This window comes from Myxococcus xanthus, assembly GCF_006402735.1.
Lineage (GTDB): Bacteria > Myxococcota > Myxococcia > Myxococcales > Myxococcaceae > Myxococcus > Myxococcus xanthus_A.
Window position 1 is genome coordinate 2,199,244 of sequence record NZ_CP017174.1, and the last position, 18,778, is coordinate 2,218,021.

Annotated in this window: 14 protein-coding genes; 3 read left to right on the forward strand and 11 right to left on the reverse strand. The window is 70.3% G+C overall.

What is annotated here, in order from left to right; all coding sequences use genetic code 11:
- Positions 1–41 precede the first annotated feature (41 nt).
- The 8 genes from BHS09_RS09295 to mglB all read right to left on the reverse strand — a co-directional run bounded on the left by BHS09_RS09295 (position 42) and on the right by mglB (position 10,831).
- A complete protein-coding gene (locus BHS09_RS09295) occupies positions 42–1,385 on the reverse strand; it encodes an AgmX/PglI C-terminal domain-containing protein (RefSeq protein WP_140797712.1) in 1,344 nt (447 codons plus the stop codon).
- 4 nt (positions 1,386–1,389) lie between these two features.
- Positions 1,390–1,665, reverse strand: coding sequence for a hypothetical protein (locus BHS09_RS09300; RefSeq protein WP_140797713.1), 276 nt, complete (start codon positions 1,663–1,665; stop codon positions 1,390–1,392).
- A 7-nt stretch (positions 1,666–1,672) separates the two neighbouring features.
- Positions 1,673–3,160 (reverse strand): tetratricopeptide repeat protein, encoded by a 1,488-nt coding sequence (locus tag BHS09_RS09305; RefSeq protein WP_140797714.1) that lies wholly within the window; start codon positions 3,158–3,160, stop codon positions 1,673–1,675.
- The gene (locus BHS09_RS09310; protein WP_174260515.1) at positions 3,157–6,489 is read right to left on the reverse strand and encodes a tetratricopeptide repeat protein; all 3,333 of its coding nucleotides are present in this window, start codon (positions 6,487–6,489) and stop codon (positions 3,157–3,159) included. Before BHS09_RS09310 ends, BHS09_RS09305 begins: the two co-directional genes overlap by 4 nt.
- A complete protein-coding gene (locus tag BHS09_RS09315) occupies positions 6,489–8,918 on the reverse strand; it encodes a tetratricopeptide repeat protein (RefSeq protein WP_140797716.1) in 2,430 nt (809 codons plus the stop codon). Before BHS09_RS09315 ends, BHS09_RS09310 begins: the two co-directional genes overlap by 1 nt.
- 11 nt (positions 8,919–8,929) lie before the next feature.
- Positions 8,930–9,631 carry a dihydrolipoamide acetyltransferase gene (locus BHS09_RS09320; protein ID WP_140797717.1) on the reverse strand — a complete coding sequence of 234 codons (702 nt, stop codon included), beginning with the start codon at positions 9,629–9,631 and terminating at the stop codon, positions 8,930–8,932.
- A 121-nt stretch (positions 9,632–9,752) separates the two neighbouring features.
- Positions 9,753–10,340, reverse strand: a complete 588-nt coding sequence (mglA, locus tag BHS09_RS09325; RefSeq protein ID WP_002637269.1) for a gliding-motility regulator Ras-like GTPase MglA — start codon at positions 10,338–10,340, stop codon at positions 9,753–9,755.
- Positions 10,341–10,351: 11 nt separating this feature from the next.
- Positions 10,352–10,831: a gliding-motility regulator GTPase-activating protein MglB gene (gene mglB, locus BHS09_RS09330; protein ID WP_002637270.1), complete on the reverse strand. Its 480-nt coding sequence runs from the start codon at positions 10,829–10,831 to the stop codon at positions 10,352–10,354.
- 197 nt (positions 10,832–11,028) lie between these two features.
- On the opposite strand from mglB, the gene BHS09_RS40040 reads away from it, so the two are divergent.
- The 3 genes from BHS09_RS40040 to BHS09_RS09345 are packed head-to-tail and all read left to right on the forward strand — an operon-like array spanning position 11,029 to position 16,540.
- Complete coding sequence (locus tag BHS09_RS40040; RefSeq protein ID WP_140797718.1) at positions 11,029–12,678, forward strand: MSCRAMM family protein; 1,650 nt, start codon at positions 11,029–11,031, stop codon at positions 12,676–12,678.
- Complete coding sequence (locus BHS09_RS09340; RefSeq protein ID WP_140797719.1) at positions 12,675–14,645, forward strand: FecR domain-containing protein; 1,971 nt, start codon at positions 12,675–12,677, stop codon at positions 14,643–14,645. Before BHS09_RS40040 ends, BHS09_RS09340 begins: the two co-directional genes overlap by 4 nt.
- Positions 14,646–14,647: 2 nt before the next feature.
- Positions 14,648–16,540 (forward strand): protein kinase domain-containing protein, encoded by a 1,893-nt coding sequence (locus BHS09_RS09345; protein ID WP_140789060.1) that lies wholly within the window; start codon positions 14,648–14,650, stop codon positions 16,538–16,540.
- A 36-nt stretch (positions 16,541–16,576) separates the two neighbouring features.
- Here BHS09_RS09345 and recR read toward each other — a convergent pair whose 3' ends face one another.
- The 3 genes from recR to BHS09_RS09360 form a co-directional block, all read right to left on the reverse strand.
- Complete coding sequence (recR, locus tag BHS09_RS09350) at positions 16,577–17,170, reverse strand: recombination mediator RecR (RefSeq protein ID WP_140789062.1); 594 nt, start codon at positions 17,168–17,170, stop codon at positions 16,577–16,579.
- A 6-nt stretch (positions 17,171–17,176) separates the two neighbouring features.
- Positions 17,177–17,494, reverse strand: coding sequence for a YbaB/EbfC family nucleoid-associated protein (locus tag BHS09_RS09355; RefSeq protein WP_011552030.1), 318 nt, complete (start codon positions 17,492–17,494; stop codon positions 17,177–17,179).
- Positions 17,495–17,588: 94 nt separating this feature from the next.
- On the reverse strand, positions 17,589–18,734 hold the full coding sequence (locus BHS09_RS09360; RefSeq protein WP_237080266.1) for a DNA polymerase III subunit gamma/tau: 1,146 nt from the start codon (positions 18,732–18,734) through the stop codon (positions 17,589–17,591).
- Between the last annotated feature and the right edge of the window lie 44 nt (positions 18,735–18,778).

Genomic DNA, 18,778 nt, shown 5'->3' on the forward strand with positions numbered 1-18,778 from the left:
GTCCCCCCGGGGCCCGGGATGGGTGCTCCCCGACCGGGAGCCTAGCCCGCCGGCGCGAAGACGAAGGGGTAGGAAACGGCTGTCTCGTCGTCGGGTTTGAAGGGGAACACCCAGCTGCGGATGGTGGTGCGGATGCAGCTGCCCACCGCCTCGCTGCCCAGGGTGTTCTCCTCGATTTCGATGTCGCCCGCGCGGCCGGACGTCTTGATGGTGAAGCGCACCACCACCTTGCCCTTGAGGTTGGGGTTCCGCTTGAGCTCCTTCTCGTAGCAACTCTGGATGGCGGCCTTGCGCGCGCGCACGTAGCGGGCCAGCGCGTCGCGGTCCACGTCCGAGCTCTCGATTTCGGGCGTGGCGTCCTGCACGCGGCCCTTCACCACCGTCTCCTTCTTGTCGCCCAGGTCCACCTTGCCGCCGCCCTGGGTGCCAATGGCGCCGATGTCCGTCACCGTGCCCGTGCCGCCGCCGCGAGGACCGCCGGGGGCGCCCACGGAGGCCTCGCGGGCCACGCCCACGCCGCCCGCGCCCGCCAGGGCCTCGGCGATGTCACCGCCGCCACTGGCGCCGCCCAGCACGTCCGCGAAGGCACCCTGGCCGCCGCCGCTATTGGAGCCCAGAATCTTCAGCAGGCCCTTGCCGGAGACCTTCTTCACCACCTCCGCGCGGCGCTGCTGGGCGGCGTCACCCGCGGGCTTGTTCTGCGCGGGCGTGTCGTCCTTGGGCGCGGCATCGGGCTTGTCGCTCTTGGGCGCTTCGGCGGCGCCGGTGTCCGCCGGCTTGGGGGCCTCCACCGGGCGCTGGGGGATGATGGCGCGCACGAAGCGGTCATCCAGTTCGTCCAGCTCCAGCTCGGCCACCTGCGGCGTCTCCGAGGTGATGATGAGGGCGGCGCCGGAGAAGTGGACCAGGAGCGAGGCGGCGAGGATGCCGAAGAAGACGCGGTCCATCGTCTTCCACCGGCTGACCATGACGTCCGCGGGCAGCACCGGCTTCGCCTCGTCGGGCGGCGGCGTGACGAACTGGAAGAAGAGGGTGGCGTCACCCAGCTCCACCTTGCCGCGAGCGCTCTCCGGCAGGGGCAGGACGTGCAGGTCGCCGCGGCGGGTGGCCAGGCCCTGCGCGCGCAGGGATTCGAAGTCCACGTCGGACGAGCCCAGGTTGACGCGGCCCTTCATGTCCGGCGCGATGACGAGCTGGAACTGCTGGTTCTGGTTCTCCAGCAGGGCGAAGCGGGCGGGCCGGCCCTCGGTGGCGGGCAGGACGATGGTGTTCTTCGCGTCGTGGCCGATGGTGACCGTTTCGCGGCGGACGTGGTGCTCTTCGACGATGCGGCCGTTCTGGATGACGCCGACGCGGAGCAGCTTGTTCTGCGAGGTGGCGGCCATGGGACTAGAAGGGTTCCTGTTCCACGCTCTTCTCGACCTTGGGCACGAAGCTCTCGGTGCGGCTGAGGTCATCGAAGCTCAGGTTGGAGCGCTGGAGGATGTACATGGCCTGGGGCTTCTGGATGCGTCCTTCGACGGTGATGGCTTCCAGGCGGATGACTTTGCGCGGGGCCTTCTTCGGCGACGCGGCGCCGCTGCTGGACGAGGAGGCCCGACTGGCGTCCTGGGCCAGTACGGGCGCGGCGGCGAGCAGCACGATGAGGGCGAAGGCGGAGCGCATGGCGGATTTACTGGGAGTCGGTGGTGAGTCTACCCGAGCCGGTGGGCACCGGGGCAGCGGACGCGCCGTCCGGTGACGGTGCCGGGCTGCTTGGGGCGGAGGTGGTGGAAGGTGAGGCGCCAGGCGCCGCGACGCGCGTGCCCGGCTCCGGGTTGGACACCGAGGGGGCGGGCGGTGTTCCCTCGGGAGGCCTGGCCTCGGCGGCTTTCTGCGCCTCGGCGGCCTTTCGGAGCTGGTCTTTCTGCTCGCGCTCCAGGCGCCGCTCCTCGCGGTCGATGAGCTTGCGCGCGTCCTTCACGTACTGGGGGATGCGTTCGTCGCGTCCGCCGCGCGCCTGGTAGTTGTCGAAGTGGGTGAGGGCCGTCTTGTAGCGCTTCAGCGGCTCCATCCCCGGCGGCTCCACGTCGAGGTAGAGGATGGCCAGGTTGAAGTACGCGTCCGCGGCGCCCGGCATCAGCAGCAGCACCTGTTCGTATTCGGCGCGGGCTCGCGCGAAGTTCCCCTGGCCCCGGTGAGCGTTGCCCAGGTTGAGGCGGGCCGACGCGAAGTCCGGCGCGGCGCGCACCGCGGCCTCCAGCTCGGTGACGGCGGCCGCGTAGTCCTGTGCCTCGTTGAGCATGGCGCCGAAGTTGTTGCGCGCCTCCGCGAAGTCGGGCCGCAGCTGCGCGGCCGTTTTGAAGGACTCCAGGGCCTGGGGACGCGAGTCGAGCGCCAGGTACACCAGCCCCAGCGCGTTGTGCGTGGCCGCGTCCTTCGGGTCGATGGCGCGGGCGTTCTCCAGCACCATGCGTGCCAGCTCGTGCTTGCCCTCGCGGTAGTAGACCTGCGCCAGCACCTGCATGGCGCGCACGTGCCGCTCGTCCCCCTTCAGCGCCTCCTTGGCCTCGGCCGAGGCCGCGGCGTGGTTCTTCGCCTGGAGCAGGGTGATGGCCAGCGCGGTGCGCAGCGTGACCGAGTCCGGATGGGACGACAGCCGCTCGCGCAGCTCGGCCTCCAGCTTCGCCGTGCGGCCGGTGCGGCCATACAGGCGGGCCAGGCAGTCCCACGCGGACTGCTGCTCGGGGGCCACGTCCAGTGCCTTGCGGTAGGAGCGCTCCGCGTCCGCGGTCTTTCCCAGCCGTTCCTGGACGATGCCCAGGTTCGTCCACGCGTAGTCCAGCTTCGGGTCCAGCTCGACCAGGGTGCGCAGCGCCGCTTCGGCCGCGGTCAGCTCCCCCCGGCGAGCGATCTCCACTGCCTCGACGAAGTCACGCTCAGTGCCGCGCGGCGCTTCCGGGCGGGGCAGGGGCGGCGACGCTGGCGACTGCGCCTCCGCGGTGGCGCCCTCGTCCGGCGGTGGCGCGGCGGTGGTGCTCGCCTCCTCGGCGGCGGAGGTCTCCTCGGGCGTTGGCCGGGTGGCGGCGGGTGTGGTGGCGCACGCGGACAGCCAGAGGCTGGAGGCCAGCACCACGGAGGTCAGCGCGCGGGCGCACGAAAGACGCGGGCCAGGACTCACTTCGTTCCCTCCCCGGACAGGCGCGGGCCTTCTTGCGGCGTCGAGCGCACGGGCCCGGTGATGCTGCCCACCAGCCCATCCGGGTAGGTGGCGTCCGCGGCCAGCGCCTGCTTGGGCTCCTTGAGCACCGGGTACTCCTTGGGCCGGAAGCGGTTGAGGGACTCCAGCGTGCGGCGCGTCCACTCGTTGGAGAGGCGGTTCTTCCGTGCCTCGGCCAGCGTGGCGGCGTAGCTCTCCACGGCGGCCTCTTCCAGCGACGTGGTCTGCTGGACCAGCGCGTCCTGGTAGACGACCACCGCCTCCTCGCCCATCCGCTTCACCTCCACCGGGACGGGCGTCTCGATGATGGTGTTGGCGAAGCGCTCCAGCGCGTAGCCCCGGCGGTAGAGCGCGGCCAGCGTCCACTCCAGCTGCTTGTACGGGTAGACGCGCGCGTACGCGGTGTTGACGGACTTCACGCCGTTGCGCTTCGCCGTGAAGCTGCGCTCCAGCGCCTTGCCCTTGCCGCCAATCTTCAGCTTGTCGAACTTCTGGAACTCCAGCTCGGCCAGCTGGAAGCGGCTGTAGGCGGCGGCATCCGCGGCCAGTGGATGCGTGTCCGGCTGGAGCTTGCGCCGGTCGAACTCCGCGGCGGAGCGCTCCCATGCGTTCTGGGCTTCGCGCGTGCTGCCCAGCTTCTGGTGGGCGTCGCCCATGCGCCGGTGCGCGTCCACCACCAGCTCCGCCTGTCCGGACTGCGAGGCGAACTTGCGCACGAACTCCTGCAGCGCGCGGACCTCGCCACGGGGGTTGCCCTGCTTCTCGTAGATGATGGCGGCGCGGTACTGATTCTTGGGCGCGTCTTCCGCCTTGGGGAACAGGTCCGCGTAGCGCATGAAGGCGGCGGCCGCCTCCGGGTAGCGCTGCTGGCCTTCCAACAGGCGCGCCGCGTTGAAGAGCGCCGCCTCCCGGTCCTTCGAGTCCGGGTAGTCCTTCACCAGCTTCTGGTAGCTGACGACGGCCTTGTCGAAGTCGTAGGAGTTCTCCGCGTTCACCGCCACGCGGAACAGCGCCCCGCCGGCCAGCGGTGACGATGGGTATTCGCGGAAGATGCGCTCGTACAGCTTCAACGCGGAGTCGAAGCGGCGCGTGTTCTCATGCGCCACCGCGGCGTTGTTGAGGGCCTTGTCCGCGAACTCGTGGCGGGGCGACTCGTCCACCAGCTCGATGTACTTCGACGCGGCCTCTTCGTACTTCGACTCGGCCATGAGCTGGTCGGCGAGCTTGAAGCGGCCGGCGAGCTTGAACTTCACCAGTTGCTTGTGCAGGTCGCTGGACGGGTCGATGACCTTGTCGTTGCTGGCCAGCCGCGCGCTGACGGACTCCACGCTCCGCCAGTCCTCGTCGATGAGGAAGGTCTCGATGGTGAGGTTGGTGGCGTAGCGGGCCACCTCGTGGCTCGGGTACGCCTGGATGATGGCCTCGAAGCGGCGGCGCGCCTCGGGAAAGTCGTCGTGCGAGTAGTACAGCTCCGCGGCCTGGTAGGCGATGCCGGGCGCCTTCTCGCCAGCGGGCAGCAGGGCCACGTAGGCGTCCGCGGCGGCCACCAGCTTCTGCTCGGTGGGCGCGAAGGGGCGGGGCTTCACCGCCTGGCCCTGGGGACGCTCCGTCGAGCGCAGCGTCTTGGACTCCGGCACCGTGCCCGCCTGGATGTCCAGCGTGAGCTGCTTCTGCCACGCGAGCATCGCGTTGAGGGCCGCGTCCGGGCGGTGCTTGTTGGCCGCGTCCGTGTCGCGCACCTCTTCATAGGCGCGCGCGGCGGCGGCGAACTGGAAGGCGTTGTAGAGGCACTCCGCGTAATAGAAGCGCATGTCGCCCGCGCTCTTCGTCCGCGGGAAGCGCTCCAGGTACGTGCCATACGCGCGGGCGGCGATGTCGAAGGCGCTCCGGGCCTGCTCGAACTTGCCCTCCTGCTTGAAGACCAGGGCTTGCTGATGGTGGTAGGTGGCGCTGCCGTACAGGCTGCGCTCGGCCAGCGCGTTGGCGCGGGCGATGGCCGCCGTGTCGCCCTTGTTCTTCTCGTACCAGGCGCCGCCGGGCTGGTAGAGGTTGGCCAGGGCCTCGGACTCGGTGAAGGACAGGCCCAGCATGCGGTCCCGCTCGTAGGCCTGGACGATGCGCTGCTGCACCATGGGCGCGTCCGGCGCGTCCGGCGCCTTCTGCAGCACCCGGCGATAGGCCTCGATGGCCGGCGCGTGCTTCGTCTGGTCGAAGTAGACGTTGCCCAATCGCTGGTACACCTCGGCCTCGTAGTGGCGCGGGCCACGCTCCGCGAAGAGCGCTTCTGCCCGGGCGATGCCGCCCCACGTGTCGTCCGCCAGGGAGATGGCGACGTACTGGAGTGCTTCCTCGCGCAGGTCGCCGCCGGCCGTCGCGTCGCCCTTCGCCACGCGCTGGGCATCGTAGAACTCCACCAGCGTCAGGAAGGACGCCACCGCCGGCTCGAAGCGGTCCATGCGGTAGTACGTCCAGCCGAGCTTGTAGAGCGCCTTGTCGTAGAGCGGGTGCGAGGCGTCGCGCGTGGCGGCCTCGTAGGCCTGCGCGGCCTTGGGCAGGGCCTGCGGGTCCTCGTAGTTGTCGAACCAGTACTCGCCGATGCGCACCCAGGACTCGGTGGCGAAGCGGCTCTGCGGGTAGCGGGCGAGAAGCTGCTGGTACGCGTGAAGGCTGTCGTCGTACTGGTCCTGCTTCTCCAGGCAGTAGGCCAGCAGGTACCAGGCGCCGTCGTTGAGGCGGTAGTCCGGAAAGGTGGCCAGCAGCTTGCGGTAGAGCGCGATGGAGGGCGCGTAGTCCACGCGCGGCTCGGTGGGGAACTCCGCGTCCGGGTTCTTGTCGTGCGCCTCCAGCCGCTCCGCGTAGTCCCGCATCGCCAGCAGGTGGTCGTCCGACGAGCGCTCGTAATACAGCTCCGCCAGGCGGAACATCACGTCCGGCGTGAAGCGCGGCTCGGTGGGGTAGCGGCGCAGGAACTCCTCGAACCGGGCGATGGCGTCCAGCCGCTCGCGGCGCTCCTGGGCCTCCAGGTCCTTGATGCGCTTCTCGTAGGAGGCCGCCAGCGCGCCACGCTTCTGCTCGTAGCGCTGCTCCACCAGCTCCTGCACCTCGCGGTGGAACTCGCGCGCCTCGGACTCGTAGAGCTCCAGCGCGCTGCTCACCTCCTGGAACAGCGCCTCCTGTTCGGGCGTGCGACCCATGCCCTGGAGGTAGGGGGACGCGGGCGCGGCGGGAGCCTCCGCGGCGGAGGCGGGGCCACCCAGGGCGAGCAGCGCGGCGAGGAGACGGGAGCGCATCACTCCTTCACCTCGGACAGGACGTCCTGGAACTCGGCGTCCAGCTCGCGCAGGGCCTCGTCCTTCTGCGTGGAGAGCGTCTGGATGGCCGTCGTCTTGTCCTGCTTCTCGTTGAAGGCCACGTCCACCACGCCCACGTCCGCCTTGAGCACCAGGTCGTAGAACTGCTGCCGCACGCGGCGGATGCTGTCGTAGGCGATGCGGCCCACCAACTGTTTGGCGTCACCGGAGACGGTGGCGACTTCGGCCTCGTAGCGCTCCAGGAGCTGCTGCTCGGCCACGACCTTCTCGCGGATGACGCGGCCCCGGCTCTCCAACCGCTCGCGCACCACGTTCCGGGCCGTCGTCACGCGTCCACGCAGGCCGTCCAGCCGGCCGCGCACGCCCTGGGTGCGCCGCAGCGTGGCCAGGACCTCCGCGTCCGCCCGGGGCTCCGCTTCGCGCAGGATGGCGTGCTCGCGCCGCAGGGAATCTGCATAGGCGATGCGGATGGCGCGCTCGCCGGCCAGGGTGGTGTCCACGGCGTTGCGCTCGTCCGCCAGCCGCGCGCGCGTGGCGGTCAGCTCCGCCTTGAGGTCCTTCAGCGTCTGGACCTCGGCCTGCAACTGCAGCAGGAACTCGCGCTCCTCGTCCGGAGGCGTCTGCCGGTGAGTCCGCGAGTCATCCACCCACTTGCGTATCGAGGCGGCGATGGCATTGAGCGACTGAAGCTCGAAGTCGAGCCGGTGGGCCTCGCGGTCCAACACATCCACGCGCCGCTGCATGCGCTCGCGGCGGTCCTCCAGCGTCTTCAGCGAGGTGGGCAGCGCGGAGAAGCGGCGCTCCAGGGCTTCACGCGCGTGCTGCGCCTCCGTCAGCCGCGCCAGCTCGGCGGGCGTGAGCACGGCCTGCATCGCGAGCGTCTCTACCCGCACCAACTCCGCCTCCGCCTGGGTGAGGGCGGTGTCGACCGCGTCCGCGCGCGTGTTGGCTTCCTGCAGCTCCGGGAAGGTCTCCAGGCCGCGCGTGTCCAGGGCGTGGAGGATGCGCTGGGCAATGGCCGCGGCCTCGCTCCGGCCCCGGCGACCGCTGTCGATGTCCTCCACCAGCCGCACCGCGTCCGCCACCTCGCGCTGCGTGGTGGCGTACTTCAGCACCAGATGCGGCAGCACCGTGCGCATGTCCAGCGGGCCGTCCGCGCGCACCAGCAGCCGGTCGAAGTACGCCACCGGGTCGCTGTGTGAGCTCAGCAGCGCGTCCACCTGCTCCCTGGGGGGCCGGAAGGTGTCGATGACCTGGGTATAGGTGTCGGTCGCCTCGTCATACCGGCGCAGCTTCTGGAGCAGGTTGCCCTGGAGGATGCGGCCTTCGGCCGCGAGCTGCGAGTCGGGCGCCACCAGCAGGAGGATGTCGATGGCGTTCTTTGCCTGCTGGTAGTGGCCCCGGCGCACGTGGACCCAGGCGGATTCGTAGAGGGAGTCGGGGAAGGACTCGCTGTCACGCGGCACCTGGCCGTAGCGGTCCAGCGCGTCGTCGAAGCGGCCCGTCTCGTACAGCAGCCGCCCCAATGACATCAGCGCCAGCTCGCGCACGCGGCGGGCTTCCTCCTCGGGCGTGGGCGCGGAGCGGCGAGGACCCGTTCTGCCCGGAGCGGCCTGTGCGGCCTGGGCGGAGGGCGGGGTGGCCAGCTGCTGGAAGCGGGTGATGGCCGCGGGCAGGTCACCTTCCTGCACGGACAACACGCCCAGGTGGTAGGCGGCCTGGAGCCGGAAGGCGCCGCTGGGCGACTGCGCCAGAGGCGTGAAGGCGGCGCGGGCCTGGGCGATGCGGTCCGCCGGAGACAGGTCCGTGCGCCGGAACAGCCACTTCGCGTGGACGTAGGCAATCTCCGGGGGCAGCTGCCCACCGGACAGCGCGCGGGCCTGCGCCACGTAGGCCTCGACACCCTCGAAGTAATTGAGGCGGCCGGCCACCGTCAGGTAGCGCGACAGGGCCTCGCGGTAGTGCCCGGAAGTCGGGGGCAGGGCCAGCAGCTCGCGCAGATACAGGCGCGCGCCAATGTCGTTGCGCTGCTCCAGGAGCGAGTCCGCCAGGTAGAACAGCGCGTCCGGATAGCGCGGATGCGGGCGGAAGCGCGGGTCGCTCACCAGGTCATAGAAGAGGACGGAGGCCGCCGGCCAGTCGCCCAGCAGGTAGTGGATTTCGCCGTCGGAGAAGCGGCGCGCGAGGGCGTCGTCGTCACTGGGTTCGGCGCGCTGGGTGAACTGCGTCTCCACGAAGTGGAGGTTCTCCTCGACGCCGAGCAGTCCCGTCTCCACCGCGTCGAGCCGCGGCGACAAGTCGCGCGCGGTCGGCGGGGGCGCGGGCACCTGCGCGGGCTCGGCGGAACGGACAGCCGCCGGCCCCAGCAGGGCCGCCGCGAGAGCGAGGGCACGGAGTGACGCGTTCACCGTCTGGCCCTCTACTGCCCGGGAGTGGAGCGGGTGACGGGCGGCGGGGCGGGCGCGGCCTTGCGGCCCGACTCACGAGCGACGGAGACGTCGTAGCGCACCGCGGGCCGGTCCTTCAGGTCCGTGGTGATGCCGCCTTGCTCGTAGCCCACCACGTGCACGGTGGATGTCTTCCCCGGCTCCGCGCTGAAGGTGTAGCTGGACTGCACCTTGAACTTGTAGCCCTCCAGGTAGCTGAACACTCCGTAGCCATTGCCCCGGTACACGAGGCGCACGGCGAGCTGGTGCTGCCCGGGGACGATGCGGCCGTTGAAGACCTCGAAGAGCTCTCGCTTGCCCAGGTCCGTCTGGCCCTCTTCATCCACCTGCGTGTAGACGGGCGCGCCGTCGAGCGCGTAGGCCACCGACTCCAGTTCGAAGGAGCCGCCCATCTCGTTCTTGTGGATGATGACGGCGCGAGCGCCAGTGGAGACGTCACCGCCCAGCACCGTCTCCTGCAGCAGCAGCAGGCGCGCCTTGGAGCGGTAGATTTTCTCCTTCAGGTCGACGACGTTCTCCTCCAGCGTCTTCACGCGGGTGTCGAACGCCTCGTCCGCGGTCGTCGCGGCCTGTGCCGAGGGAGGAGCGGATGCGGCGGGCTCCTGCGCGAGCGCCGGCCCACAGAGGGCGGCGCCCAGCAGGGCGAGGAGCGGGAAGGTGGCGGCGACACGCACGGTACGACCTCAGTGGGCAGACGGTCCGACCTGACGGCAAGGGAGGACATAGCACCCTTGCCTGTAGGACGTCTTGCCACGCCGTGGGCGGGGACCGGGGTCGCCCGCCTGGGCGCTTGCTTCAACCACCCTTCTTGAGCTCGGTGAGGACGAGCTTGGCCACGGCCTTGAGCGTGTCGAAGACGCCCACGCCCGTGGGAGCCACGGCCTGGTACTCCGGGATGTTGCGGGGGTTGAGCGCCTTGCGCATCTCCTCCACCGTCACCGCGTTGGGCAGGTCGCGCTTGTTGTACTGGATGACGTACGGAATCTTGTTCAGGTCGTAGCCCTGCTCCGCAAGGTTGATGCGGAGGTTCTCGAGCGACTCCATGTTCGCTTCCATACGCTCGATCTGGCTGTCTGCCACGAACACGACACCGTCCACGCCCTTGAGGATGAGCTTGCGGCTGGCGTCGTAGAAGACCTGACCGGGCACCGTGTACAGGTGGAAGCGCGTCTTGAAGCCGCGAATCTCACCGAGCGACAGCGGCAGGAAGTCGAAGAAGAGCGTGCGGTCCGTCTCCGTGGAGAGGGAGATGAGCTTGCCCTTCGTCTCCGCGGCGGTCTTGTTGTAGATGTACTGAAGGTTGGTCGTCTTCCCGCAGAGCCCGGGCCCGTAATAGACAATCTTGCAGTTGATTTCGCGGGATGAGTAATTGATGAAGGACATGGCTTCCCGGGTTACTCGCTGAAGAGGTTGTCGATATCGTCGTCGGAGATCTCGGCGAAGGGCGACCCAGCTCCAGGACTGTCCGTCTTCTTCACCAGGCTCTCGAAGATCTTCGTGAGCTCGTCGCTGGCCTTCTTGATGCGAAGGCGGACGAGGCCAAGGCTGGTGCGGTTGTCAAAGATGACGACCAGCACGACCCGGCTGCCGACGATGGTCATGTACAGCGAGTCCTTGGCCCCTTCGTGGAACTGGTTGGGGAACTCGTTCTCCCCAATCAGCTTGGCCAGGCCACCCATCGCCGCCACGTTACCGGCCGTCAGCGAGGCCAGTGACGTGGTGTCGATGTTCTGCGTCTGACCCGCGGAGGAGATGAGCTGCCCGTTCTTGTCGACGAGGAAGACCACCTTCGCGTTCGCGTCCTTGGTAAGCCGGTCGCAAACGGCGTTGATCTTGGTGAACTCCTCTTCGTACATCACCAGTTGCGTGCCCATGGGCGTATGCGCTCCTCAGCGTTCGCTCGTCCCGCTCATGGCGACGCTCCGATGTTTCTAGAGTGAATCCACGAGGTTAGACGAGGCGCTACCGACCATCAGGATGCTTAGCAAAGCGTATCCACTCCAGCAAGAAGCCTTCCGCTTCCTGGAGGAGGTTCCGTGTCCGTTCCCATGCCCTCCGGACGCTCTGTGGGGTGGAGGCCACGGATCCGCACCCTGAGAGCGTGGAGCCTGAGCGGGCCCGTCCCACGGGGTTGGGGGCCTTCCCGGCTTTCTCTATACTCCGCTGCGTTTTGCCGCCCCCGCTTCTCCCGCGTTGCTCCGTGGCGCGCCTGGCGCTGGTGCTCCTCGTCCTGCTTGCCACTCCCTCCGCCCACGCGGACGCAGTGGCCGAGCACGCCTCGTTGCGCCTTCGCTACGGGCTGTCCCTCCGTGACGGCCGTCAGGCGGATGTAGGGCCCGGGCTCACCTATGAGGGCTTCACGCCGAACGACATGGCGGCCGTAGGCACTGCGTGGCTGGGCACGTCCTGGCTGGGCGCGTGGGCCGGGTTGCAGCGGGAGGCCTTCGACCTGCGGGAGGGCGCGCTGCGGATCACCGGTGGCAGCCTGTGGCGGGCCTCGGTGGGCTCCCGGGCGCGCGCCTTCCTGGGCCCGGTGCGCGCGGAGCTGGGCGCGGGCTATGGCTTCTCGCAGCTTCCCCACTTCAGTGACTCGGCCGAGCCCGTGCTCCTTCGGGGTGTGCGGCATGCGGTGGTGGTGGGCGGCCTGGTGCGCTTCCCACTGATGCTGGGGCTGCAGTTGGAAGCGCGCGGTGAGCTGCCGGTCTCGCTGTCGGTGCGCGACGCCACGGGCGCCCGAGCGGAGGCGACGGGGTTCTCCGCCGGTGGCGCGCTGCTGGTGCCGCTGCGGCGAGCGGAGCGCTGGACGGGCACGCTGGTGCTGGACTTCCAGCACGTGCAGGACACGGTGACGCTGGAGGATGGGACGCAGTCCCGGCAGCGGCTGCGGCGGATGGGCGCGGCGCTGGAGCTGGCGTGGCATGACGGTGTCCGGACGACGCGGCAGGTGCCCGTGCCGGTGGTGGTGGTGCCCGGAAGCGTGCGGTTTCACGTGCTGGACGCGCGGACGGGCGCGCCGCTGCCCGGAGCGCGGGTCATGGTGGAGGGCGAGGCGCACGTGGCGGACGCACAAGGCCTCGTCGAAGTGGCGTCCCTGTCGCCCGGGCCGGTGTCCGCGCAGGTGACGGCGGAGGGATACGCGTCCGCGGAGGCGGCGGTCACGGTGGAGGAGGGCGTGCGCGCGGAGTTGGAGGTCCGAGCCGCGCCACTGCCGCCACCGACGGGCGCGCTGCGGGTGACGGTGGTGGATGCGCGGACGGGCGCGCCGCTGCCGGACGTTCGCGTGTCGGTGGGCACAGCCCAGGTGCGCACGGACCTGACAGGGCAGGTGGTGGTGAGGGACCTGGCTTCGGGGCCCGTGGCTGTCGCGGTGGCGTCTTCCGGCTTCCGGTCCGTGGATGAAGCCGCGGTGGTCATCGCCGGGCAGGAGTCCACGCTGTCGGTACCCCTGGCGTCGGAAAAGAAGGGGACGCGGGCCACGCTGGTGGGGCAGGTTCGCAGTGTGCGAGGGGGCAAGCCATTGGCGGCGACCCTCCTCATGACGAAGGCCCGAGTGCGCGCGCGCACGGATGCGAAGGGGGCTTTCAATGTCCAGGTGCGGGGTGGCACCTACCGCATCACCATCTCCGCGCGAGGGCATCTGTCCCAGACGAAGGTCATCACCCTGCGCGAGGGTGAGCGGACCATCCTCAATGTCGACCTCTTCCCGAGGGGGAAACGGTGAGTGCCCCGCGTCGTTGGTTCCTGGTCCTGCTGCTCCTCGTCGCGGGGTGTGATGATGACGCCGTGGCGCCGCCTCCCGGGCCCTCGGCGGTGGTCGATGCGGGCGCTGGCGAGGTGCTGGGCCGCCTGGAGGGCTTGAGCGGCGACGTGCGCCTGGAGCGAGGTGGCAAGCAGGCGCCCGCCGAAGAGGGGCCCTTGTACGGGGGCGACGCGGTGGAGACGGCCGCGGGTGGTGCGGCCACGGTGCGTTTCCCGGACGGCCGTTCCGTGGAGGTGGGGCCGGACGCACGCTTCGCGCTGGGCTCGGACTCGGGGGGCATCGTGCTTCAAGTGGAGCGCGGCATCCTGTTGTCGCGCGTGCCCGCTGATGCGAACCGCACGGGCCAGGGCTCGAAGGTGGCGCTGACCATCCGTACGCCCTTCGGCCTCACGCGCGTGGGGGCGGATGAACCCAGCGAGGTGCGCGTGCAGGTGGCCGAGGACGCGGGCCGCGTCGAGGTGCGGCTGGGCGCCATCGAGTTCGTGGGCCGTGATGGCAAGACGCTGCGCGCGTCCGAAGGCGACGCGGTGGAGGCGACGTCCGGCCGGACGGAGCTGGTGGCTCGCGGGGCGCGTGTCCTGGAGCTGGCGCCGATTCCGGTGGCGGTACGGCTGACGGCAGGGCGCGCGGAGGTGCGAGCCAAGGGGGCGTCGGACTGGCGTCCGGTGGCGAAGCAGGGCGAGGAGCTGTCGCCGGGAGGCAGCGTGCGCACCCGGCGCGGAGGCTCCGCGGTGCTGGCGCTGGAGGGCTCGGCCACGGTGGCGTCACTGGGCTCGGACGCGGAGCTGGTGCTGACGTCAGCGGAGCAGGGTGGCGCCACGGACGAGGCGCGCTTCGACTTGTTGAGGGGCTGGCTGAACCTGCAGCTCGCGCGAGGGCGTACCAGCCGGCTGGTGCTGCCGGGGCTGCAGGTGGAGGGCGGCGGTGAAGCGCGGCTGGCGGTGCGCCGCACGGCCGCGGGCTATCTGGTGGATGCCCTCACCGGACAGGTGACGCTGGTCCGCGGAGCCGCCCGGCAGGCGCTGCGCGCGGGTGAGCGCGCCACGGTGGATGCGTCCTCCGCGCAGGCGCCACGCGTCGAGCCGCTCGCGCCCGCGCCACTGGCCCTGGGCGTCGTCGACGGCGCGGAGGTGTTCCATCCAGGGCTGCAGGATGTGGCCATCACCTGGGAAGGGGAGGGCGAGGCCACGGTGGAGGTCGCGGAGGACGCGGCCTTCACGCGGCCGGTGCTGTCAGGCACGGTGTACCGTCCCTTCATCAACGTGCCGGCGCCGGTGCGCGGCGTGCTCCACTGGCGGGTGCGCCGCAAGGATGGGACGCAGGTGTCGGGCAGCGCGTCGTTCGCGCCGGAGCGCGCGGTGCGCTCGCTGGCGCGGGTGCGCAACGTGGTGCCCGAGGGGCCGGAGAAGACGACCATCTTCTACCAGGACAAGCCCCCGGCGGTGACCTTCACCTATGCCGCGGAGACCTCCGCGGCGCGCTACCGTGTGGCCGTGTACCGCGCGGGGACATTGGATACGCCGGTGGCCGAACGCACCGTGACGGAGACTCGCGCCGCGCTGGACGCCGGTGCGCTGAGCGAGGGCAACTACCTCTGGTCCGTCACGCCGCTTTCCGCCACGGGTGCACAGCTCAAGGGGGGACGGATGAACAAGCTGGAACTGGTCTACGACAACTCGGTGCCGGTGCTCATGGTGTCCACACCGCGCAACGGGCAGGCCGCGGGCGCGAAGGTGCGCGCGGCCGGTGTCGCCCCCGTGGACGCCCGCCTGTCCATCAATGGACGCCCGGTGGCGCTGGATGGCAAGCACCGGTTCAACACCTGGGTGGAGCCGGTGGGCTCGCCGCCCGTATTGGTGTTTAAGATGACGCGTCCTGGTGCCCCGGCGGTCCATACGGTGCGCACTCTGAAACAGCGAGGGCCGTGAGGATGTCCCCCCCCCAGACGACCCTGCCTGTGACGGAAGCGAGCCTTGTGCCCCTGCTTCAGCCTTATGGCCCGTACGTGCTCGTGCGAAAGCTGGCCGAAGGCGGCATGGCGGAAATCTTCCTCGCCAAGCTGCTGGGCGCCGACGGCTTCGAGCGCAACGTCGTCATCAAGCGGATGCTGCCGCACCTGACGAACAACCCCGACTTCGTGGAGATGTTCCGGGACGAGGCGCGGCTGGCGGCGAAGCTGGCCCATCCGAACATCGTGCAGATTCAGGAGCTGGGCTTCGCGGAGGGCTGCTACTACATCTGCATGGAGTACCTCGCGGGCGAGGACTTCTCCACGACGCTGCGGCTGGCCGGACGCAAGCGCCACTACGTGCCGCTCCCCATCGTGTTGCGCGTCCTCATCGACGCGGCGCGCGGGCTGCACTTCGCGCACGAGTTCACCAACGAGGCCGGGCAGCCGCTGAACGTCGTCCACCGCGACATCTCTCCGTCGAACCTGTATCTGACGTACCAGGGGCAGGTGAAGGTGCTGGACTTCGGCATCGCCAAGGCCGAGTCGCGGCTCGTCAACACGCGCACTGGCGTGGTGAAGGGCAAGTACATGTACATGGCGCCGGAGCAGGCTCGCGGCAAGGAGGTGGACCGCCGCGCGGACGTCTTCGCGCTGGGCGTGAGCCTGTATGAGGCCCTCACCCATGTGCGGCCCTTCTCCCGGGAGAACGACCTGGCGGTGCTCAACGCGCTGCTGCAGGGCGAGCTCAAGCCGCCGCGCGAGCTGCGGCCGGACTTGCCCGAGGAACTGGAGGCCATCCTCCTGAAGGCCATGGCCTTCAAGCCGGAGGACCGCTACCCCACCGCGGAGGCGTTCGCGGACGCGCTGGAGACGTTCCTCTCGGAGCATCTCAGTGGCTCGGGCGCGATGCCGCTCGGCGCCTTCTTGAAGGGGCACTTTGGTGAGGAGCGCTTCACCGAGCGCTCACGCATTCCCACGCTGGCCACGCTCACCGCGACGTACGGAGGCGCCGCGGCAGGGGCGCAGGGGCAGGCGCCGGGTGCGGAGACGCACGGGACGAACCTGTATGGCGTGCTTGCCCGGGAGGGGGACGCCACGTCCGCCCAGCGCCCCGGCATGTCCATGCGGCCTTCCTCGCCGGGCGTGCCTGCCCATGGCTCGGCTTCACGTGGGCCGACGTCGCCGGAGCCCGCCACCACGGCCGGAGGCCGACGCTGGCGTACGCTGGCGGTGGGATTGGCGGGCGGCCTGATGCTGGCGGCGGCGGGCATCGTTGGATATCGGCAGTGGGTGACGACGCCCGCTTCGGTGTCGCTGGTGCCGGCCACGGCGCCCGTCGTGGAGGCCGTGGCACCGGAGGATGCTGCCGCTCAGGCCGGTTCTCTGCCGGAAGCCGTGGCCAATGGGGCGGGTGGCGACGTGGCCGTGACGGATTCGGCGCCGCCACCCGTGGATGCCGCTGACGCGACGGAGACGGACGAAGCCGGACTTGCTGGCACTGCGTCCGATGTCGAGCCGGATGCGGATGAAGAAGTGGCGGACGCGGCACCTGTGCGGTCGAAGAAGGCCTCGTCGCAGAAGCGGGTGACGCTGGGCATCGACGATGTGCAGCGTGTCGTCTCGCGTGGACGGGCGCGCATCACCACGTGCTTCGAGCGCTACAAGGCGGACCTGCCTTCGAGCCAGGGCGAGGTGCAGGTGCAGCTCACCATCGTCTCGTCGGGCAAGGTGCGGGCGGGGACGCGGGGACCGTTGGCTTCGTCGGGCGTGGGCCGCTGCCTGGAGGCCCAGGCGGAGCGCCTTCGCTTCCCGCCTCACCGGGACCAGGAGGTCACGGTGGTGATGCCCTTCTCGTGGCGGGTGACGCAGTAGCGGCGCGAGGAGGCTCGCGCCGCCACCGCGAGTGGCCTACAGGTCGCGGCGGGCGGAGAGTGCCTTGGCGAGCGTGGCCTGGTCGGCGAACTCCAGGTCGCCGCCCATGGGCAGGCCCTGGGCGATGCGGGTGACGCGCAGGCCCATGGGCTTGAGCAGGCGCGTCAGGTAGAGCGCGGTGGCTTCGCCCTCGATGTCCGGGTTGGTGGCGAGGATGAGTTCCTCCACCCGGCTGTCGTTGAGGCGCTCCAGCAGCTCGCGGATGCGGAGCTGCTCGGGGCCCACGCCCTCCAGGGGAGACAGCACGCCGTGCAGGACGTGGTAGCGGCCCTTGAACTCACGGGTGCGCTCCAGCGCCATCAGGTCGGCGAACGTCTCCACGACGCACAGCACGCGCTCGTCGCGCCGTGCGTCCCGGCAGAAGTTGCAGGTCTCCGCGTCGGTGAGGGAGAAGCAGCGCACGCACAGGTGCACCTTCTCCTTCACCTCGCGAATGGCCTGCGACAGCTCCGCGGCATACTCACCCGGCGCCCGCAGGATGTGGAACGCGAGGCGCTGCGCGGTCTTCTCGCCGATGCCCGGCAGCTTCGCCAACTGGGCGACGAGTCGATTCAGCGGATCGGGGGTCATCCGGTATCAGGTAATGCCGGGGATTTTGACGCCGCCGGAGATTTTCGCGAGCTCGCGCTGCATGTGCTGACGGCTGCTCGCCAGGGCGGCGTTCACCGCGGCGGTGATGAGGTCCTCGAGCATCGACGTGTCGTTGGGGTCGATGGCTTCCTTGTCGATCTTGATGCTGCGGATCTCCTGGATGCCGTTGGCGACGACGGTGACCCGGCCGTCACCGGCCTTGGCTTCCACGCTCTCTTCCGCCAGCTGCTGCTTCCGCTCTTCAATCTTCTCCGTCAGCTTGTTCGCCTGCCGGATGAAGTAGTTCAGGTCGACGCCAGGCATATGCTTCCTCGGTGCTCGTGGGAGCGGGCGCCACGGACATGGCCCCGCCCCGGCGTGGAATGGGGCGCCACCCTACCGTTGCGCGAGGCGGTTGTCAGGCGCTGTCGTCGGAGGTGTCGTCCGCTGGCACGGCCCCGGGGCGCTCGGGCTCGTAGACCTGGATGTGTTCGATTTCGCCTCCCAGGAACTTGAGCACCGCCCGGACGGCGGGGTGGCTGCGGACCTTGCTGTCCGTGCTCTTCTCGTGGGCAGCGCGCGTCTGTGCGTCCTGATCGGCCAGACTGGGACCCAGACGAGGGTCGTCCGGAGACGCATCCTGGATGGTGAGCTTCACCGGGCGGCCGAAGTGCTCGGCCAGGGCCTTGTCCACGGCGGCCTTGCCCGCGGTGGAGTTGACGGCCATGCGGTGGAAGCCGGCCACGGGCAGGAAGCCGAGGACGATTTCGCCGTTCTTCATGGACATCAATCGCCCGTTGGAGAGCGCCGCGCCCTGCCGGGGATGGGAGGCCTTCACCGTCTCCACGGCGGCCCGCCAACGCTCGGTGAGGGGCAGGTTGGGGTTGTCCCGGGAGCGGGTGACAGGGGCCGGCGGGGGCGGCTCGGGCTCGGGCTCGTGGTGGATGACGGGCTCGGGCGCCGGCGGGGGGGGCGGCGCGGCGGCGACTTCGGGGAGGCACTCGCCGGAGGCACAGCCTTCGGGGGAGTTCTCCTCGGGGTAGTAGCGCGCGTCCTCTTCCTCCGCGTAGGGCGGCGGCTCCGGCGGCGCGATGGGCTCGGGCCGGCGGATGTTGGTGACGCGGACCGATGGCGCGGGCTCGGTGGTGCGCGACAGTGGGGTGGCGCCCGCGGGAGGCACGGAGGGCGGGGGTGTCGGGGCCGTGGGCGCCTGGACCGAGCCACCATTGCGGAGGAACGAGAGCGGGCGCGCGGCGGAAGGTGAAAGTCCCTCCATCACCGGGCCGGAGGGGACCATCTGCGTGGCCTGGTAGCCCTGCGGGGACGGTGTGGCGCCGCTGCCGTTGCGGAGGAACGACAGGGGACGGGCCGCTGACGGTGACAGGCCGTCCATGTGGGGCCCGGGCCGTGACGGTTCGTCCGGACGCATGGCGTCGGGAGGTGCAAAACGAGGAGGCTCGTCCTGGCGCATGGCGCCAGCGTGGCCCATGCGCGGCGGCTCTTCCTCGCGCACGGCCGCCGTCGGCGCTGGCGGCTCGCTGACGCGAACAGGCGCCTGCCCCACGGGCGCACCCCTCGCATCCCACGGACGTGGAGCCGGGGCAGCCG

Bases quoted from the DNA above. Each gene is read 5' to 3' on its own strand.
- BHS09_RS09345 (WP_140789060.1), top strand. From the start codon at position 14,648: ATGTCCCCCCCCCAGACGACCCTGCCTGTGACGGAAGCGAGCCTTGTG.
- recR (WP_140789062.1), bottom strand. From the start codon at position 17,170: ATGACCCCCGATCCGCTGAATCGACTCGTCGCCCAGTTGGCGAAGCTG.
- BHS09_RS09355 (WP_011552030.1), bottom strand. From the start codon at position 17,494: ATGCCTGGCGTCGACCTGAACTACTTCATCCGGCAGGCGAACAAGCTG.
- BHS09_RS09295 (WP_140797712.1), bottom strand. From the start codon at position 1,385: ATGGCCGCCACCTCGCAGAACAAGCTGCTCCGCGTCGGCGTCATCCAG.
- mglB (WP_002637270.1), bottom strand. From the start codon at position 10,831: ATGGGCACGCAACTGGTGATGTACGAAGAGGAGTTCACCAAGATCAAC.
- BHS09_RS09310 (WP_174260515.1), bottom strand. From the start codon at position 6,489: ATGCGCTCCCGTCTCCTCGCCGCGCTGCTCGCCCTGGGTGGCCCCGCC.
- BHS09_RS09300 (WP_140797713.1), bottom strand. From the start codon at position 1,665: ATGCGCTCCGCCTTCGCCCTCATCGTGCTGCTCGCCGCCGCGCCCGTA.
- mglA (WP_002637269.1), bottom strand. From the start codon at position 10,340: ATGTCCTTCATCAATTACTCATCCCGCGAAATCAACTGCAAGATTGTC.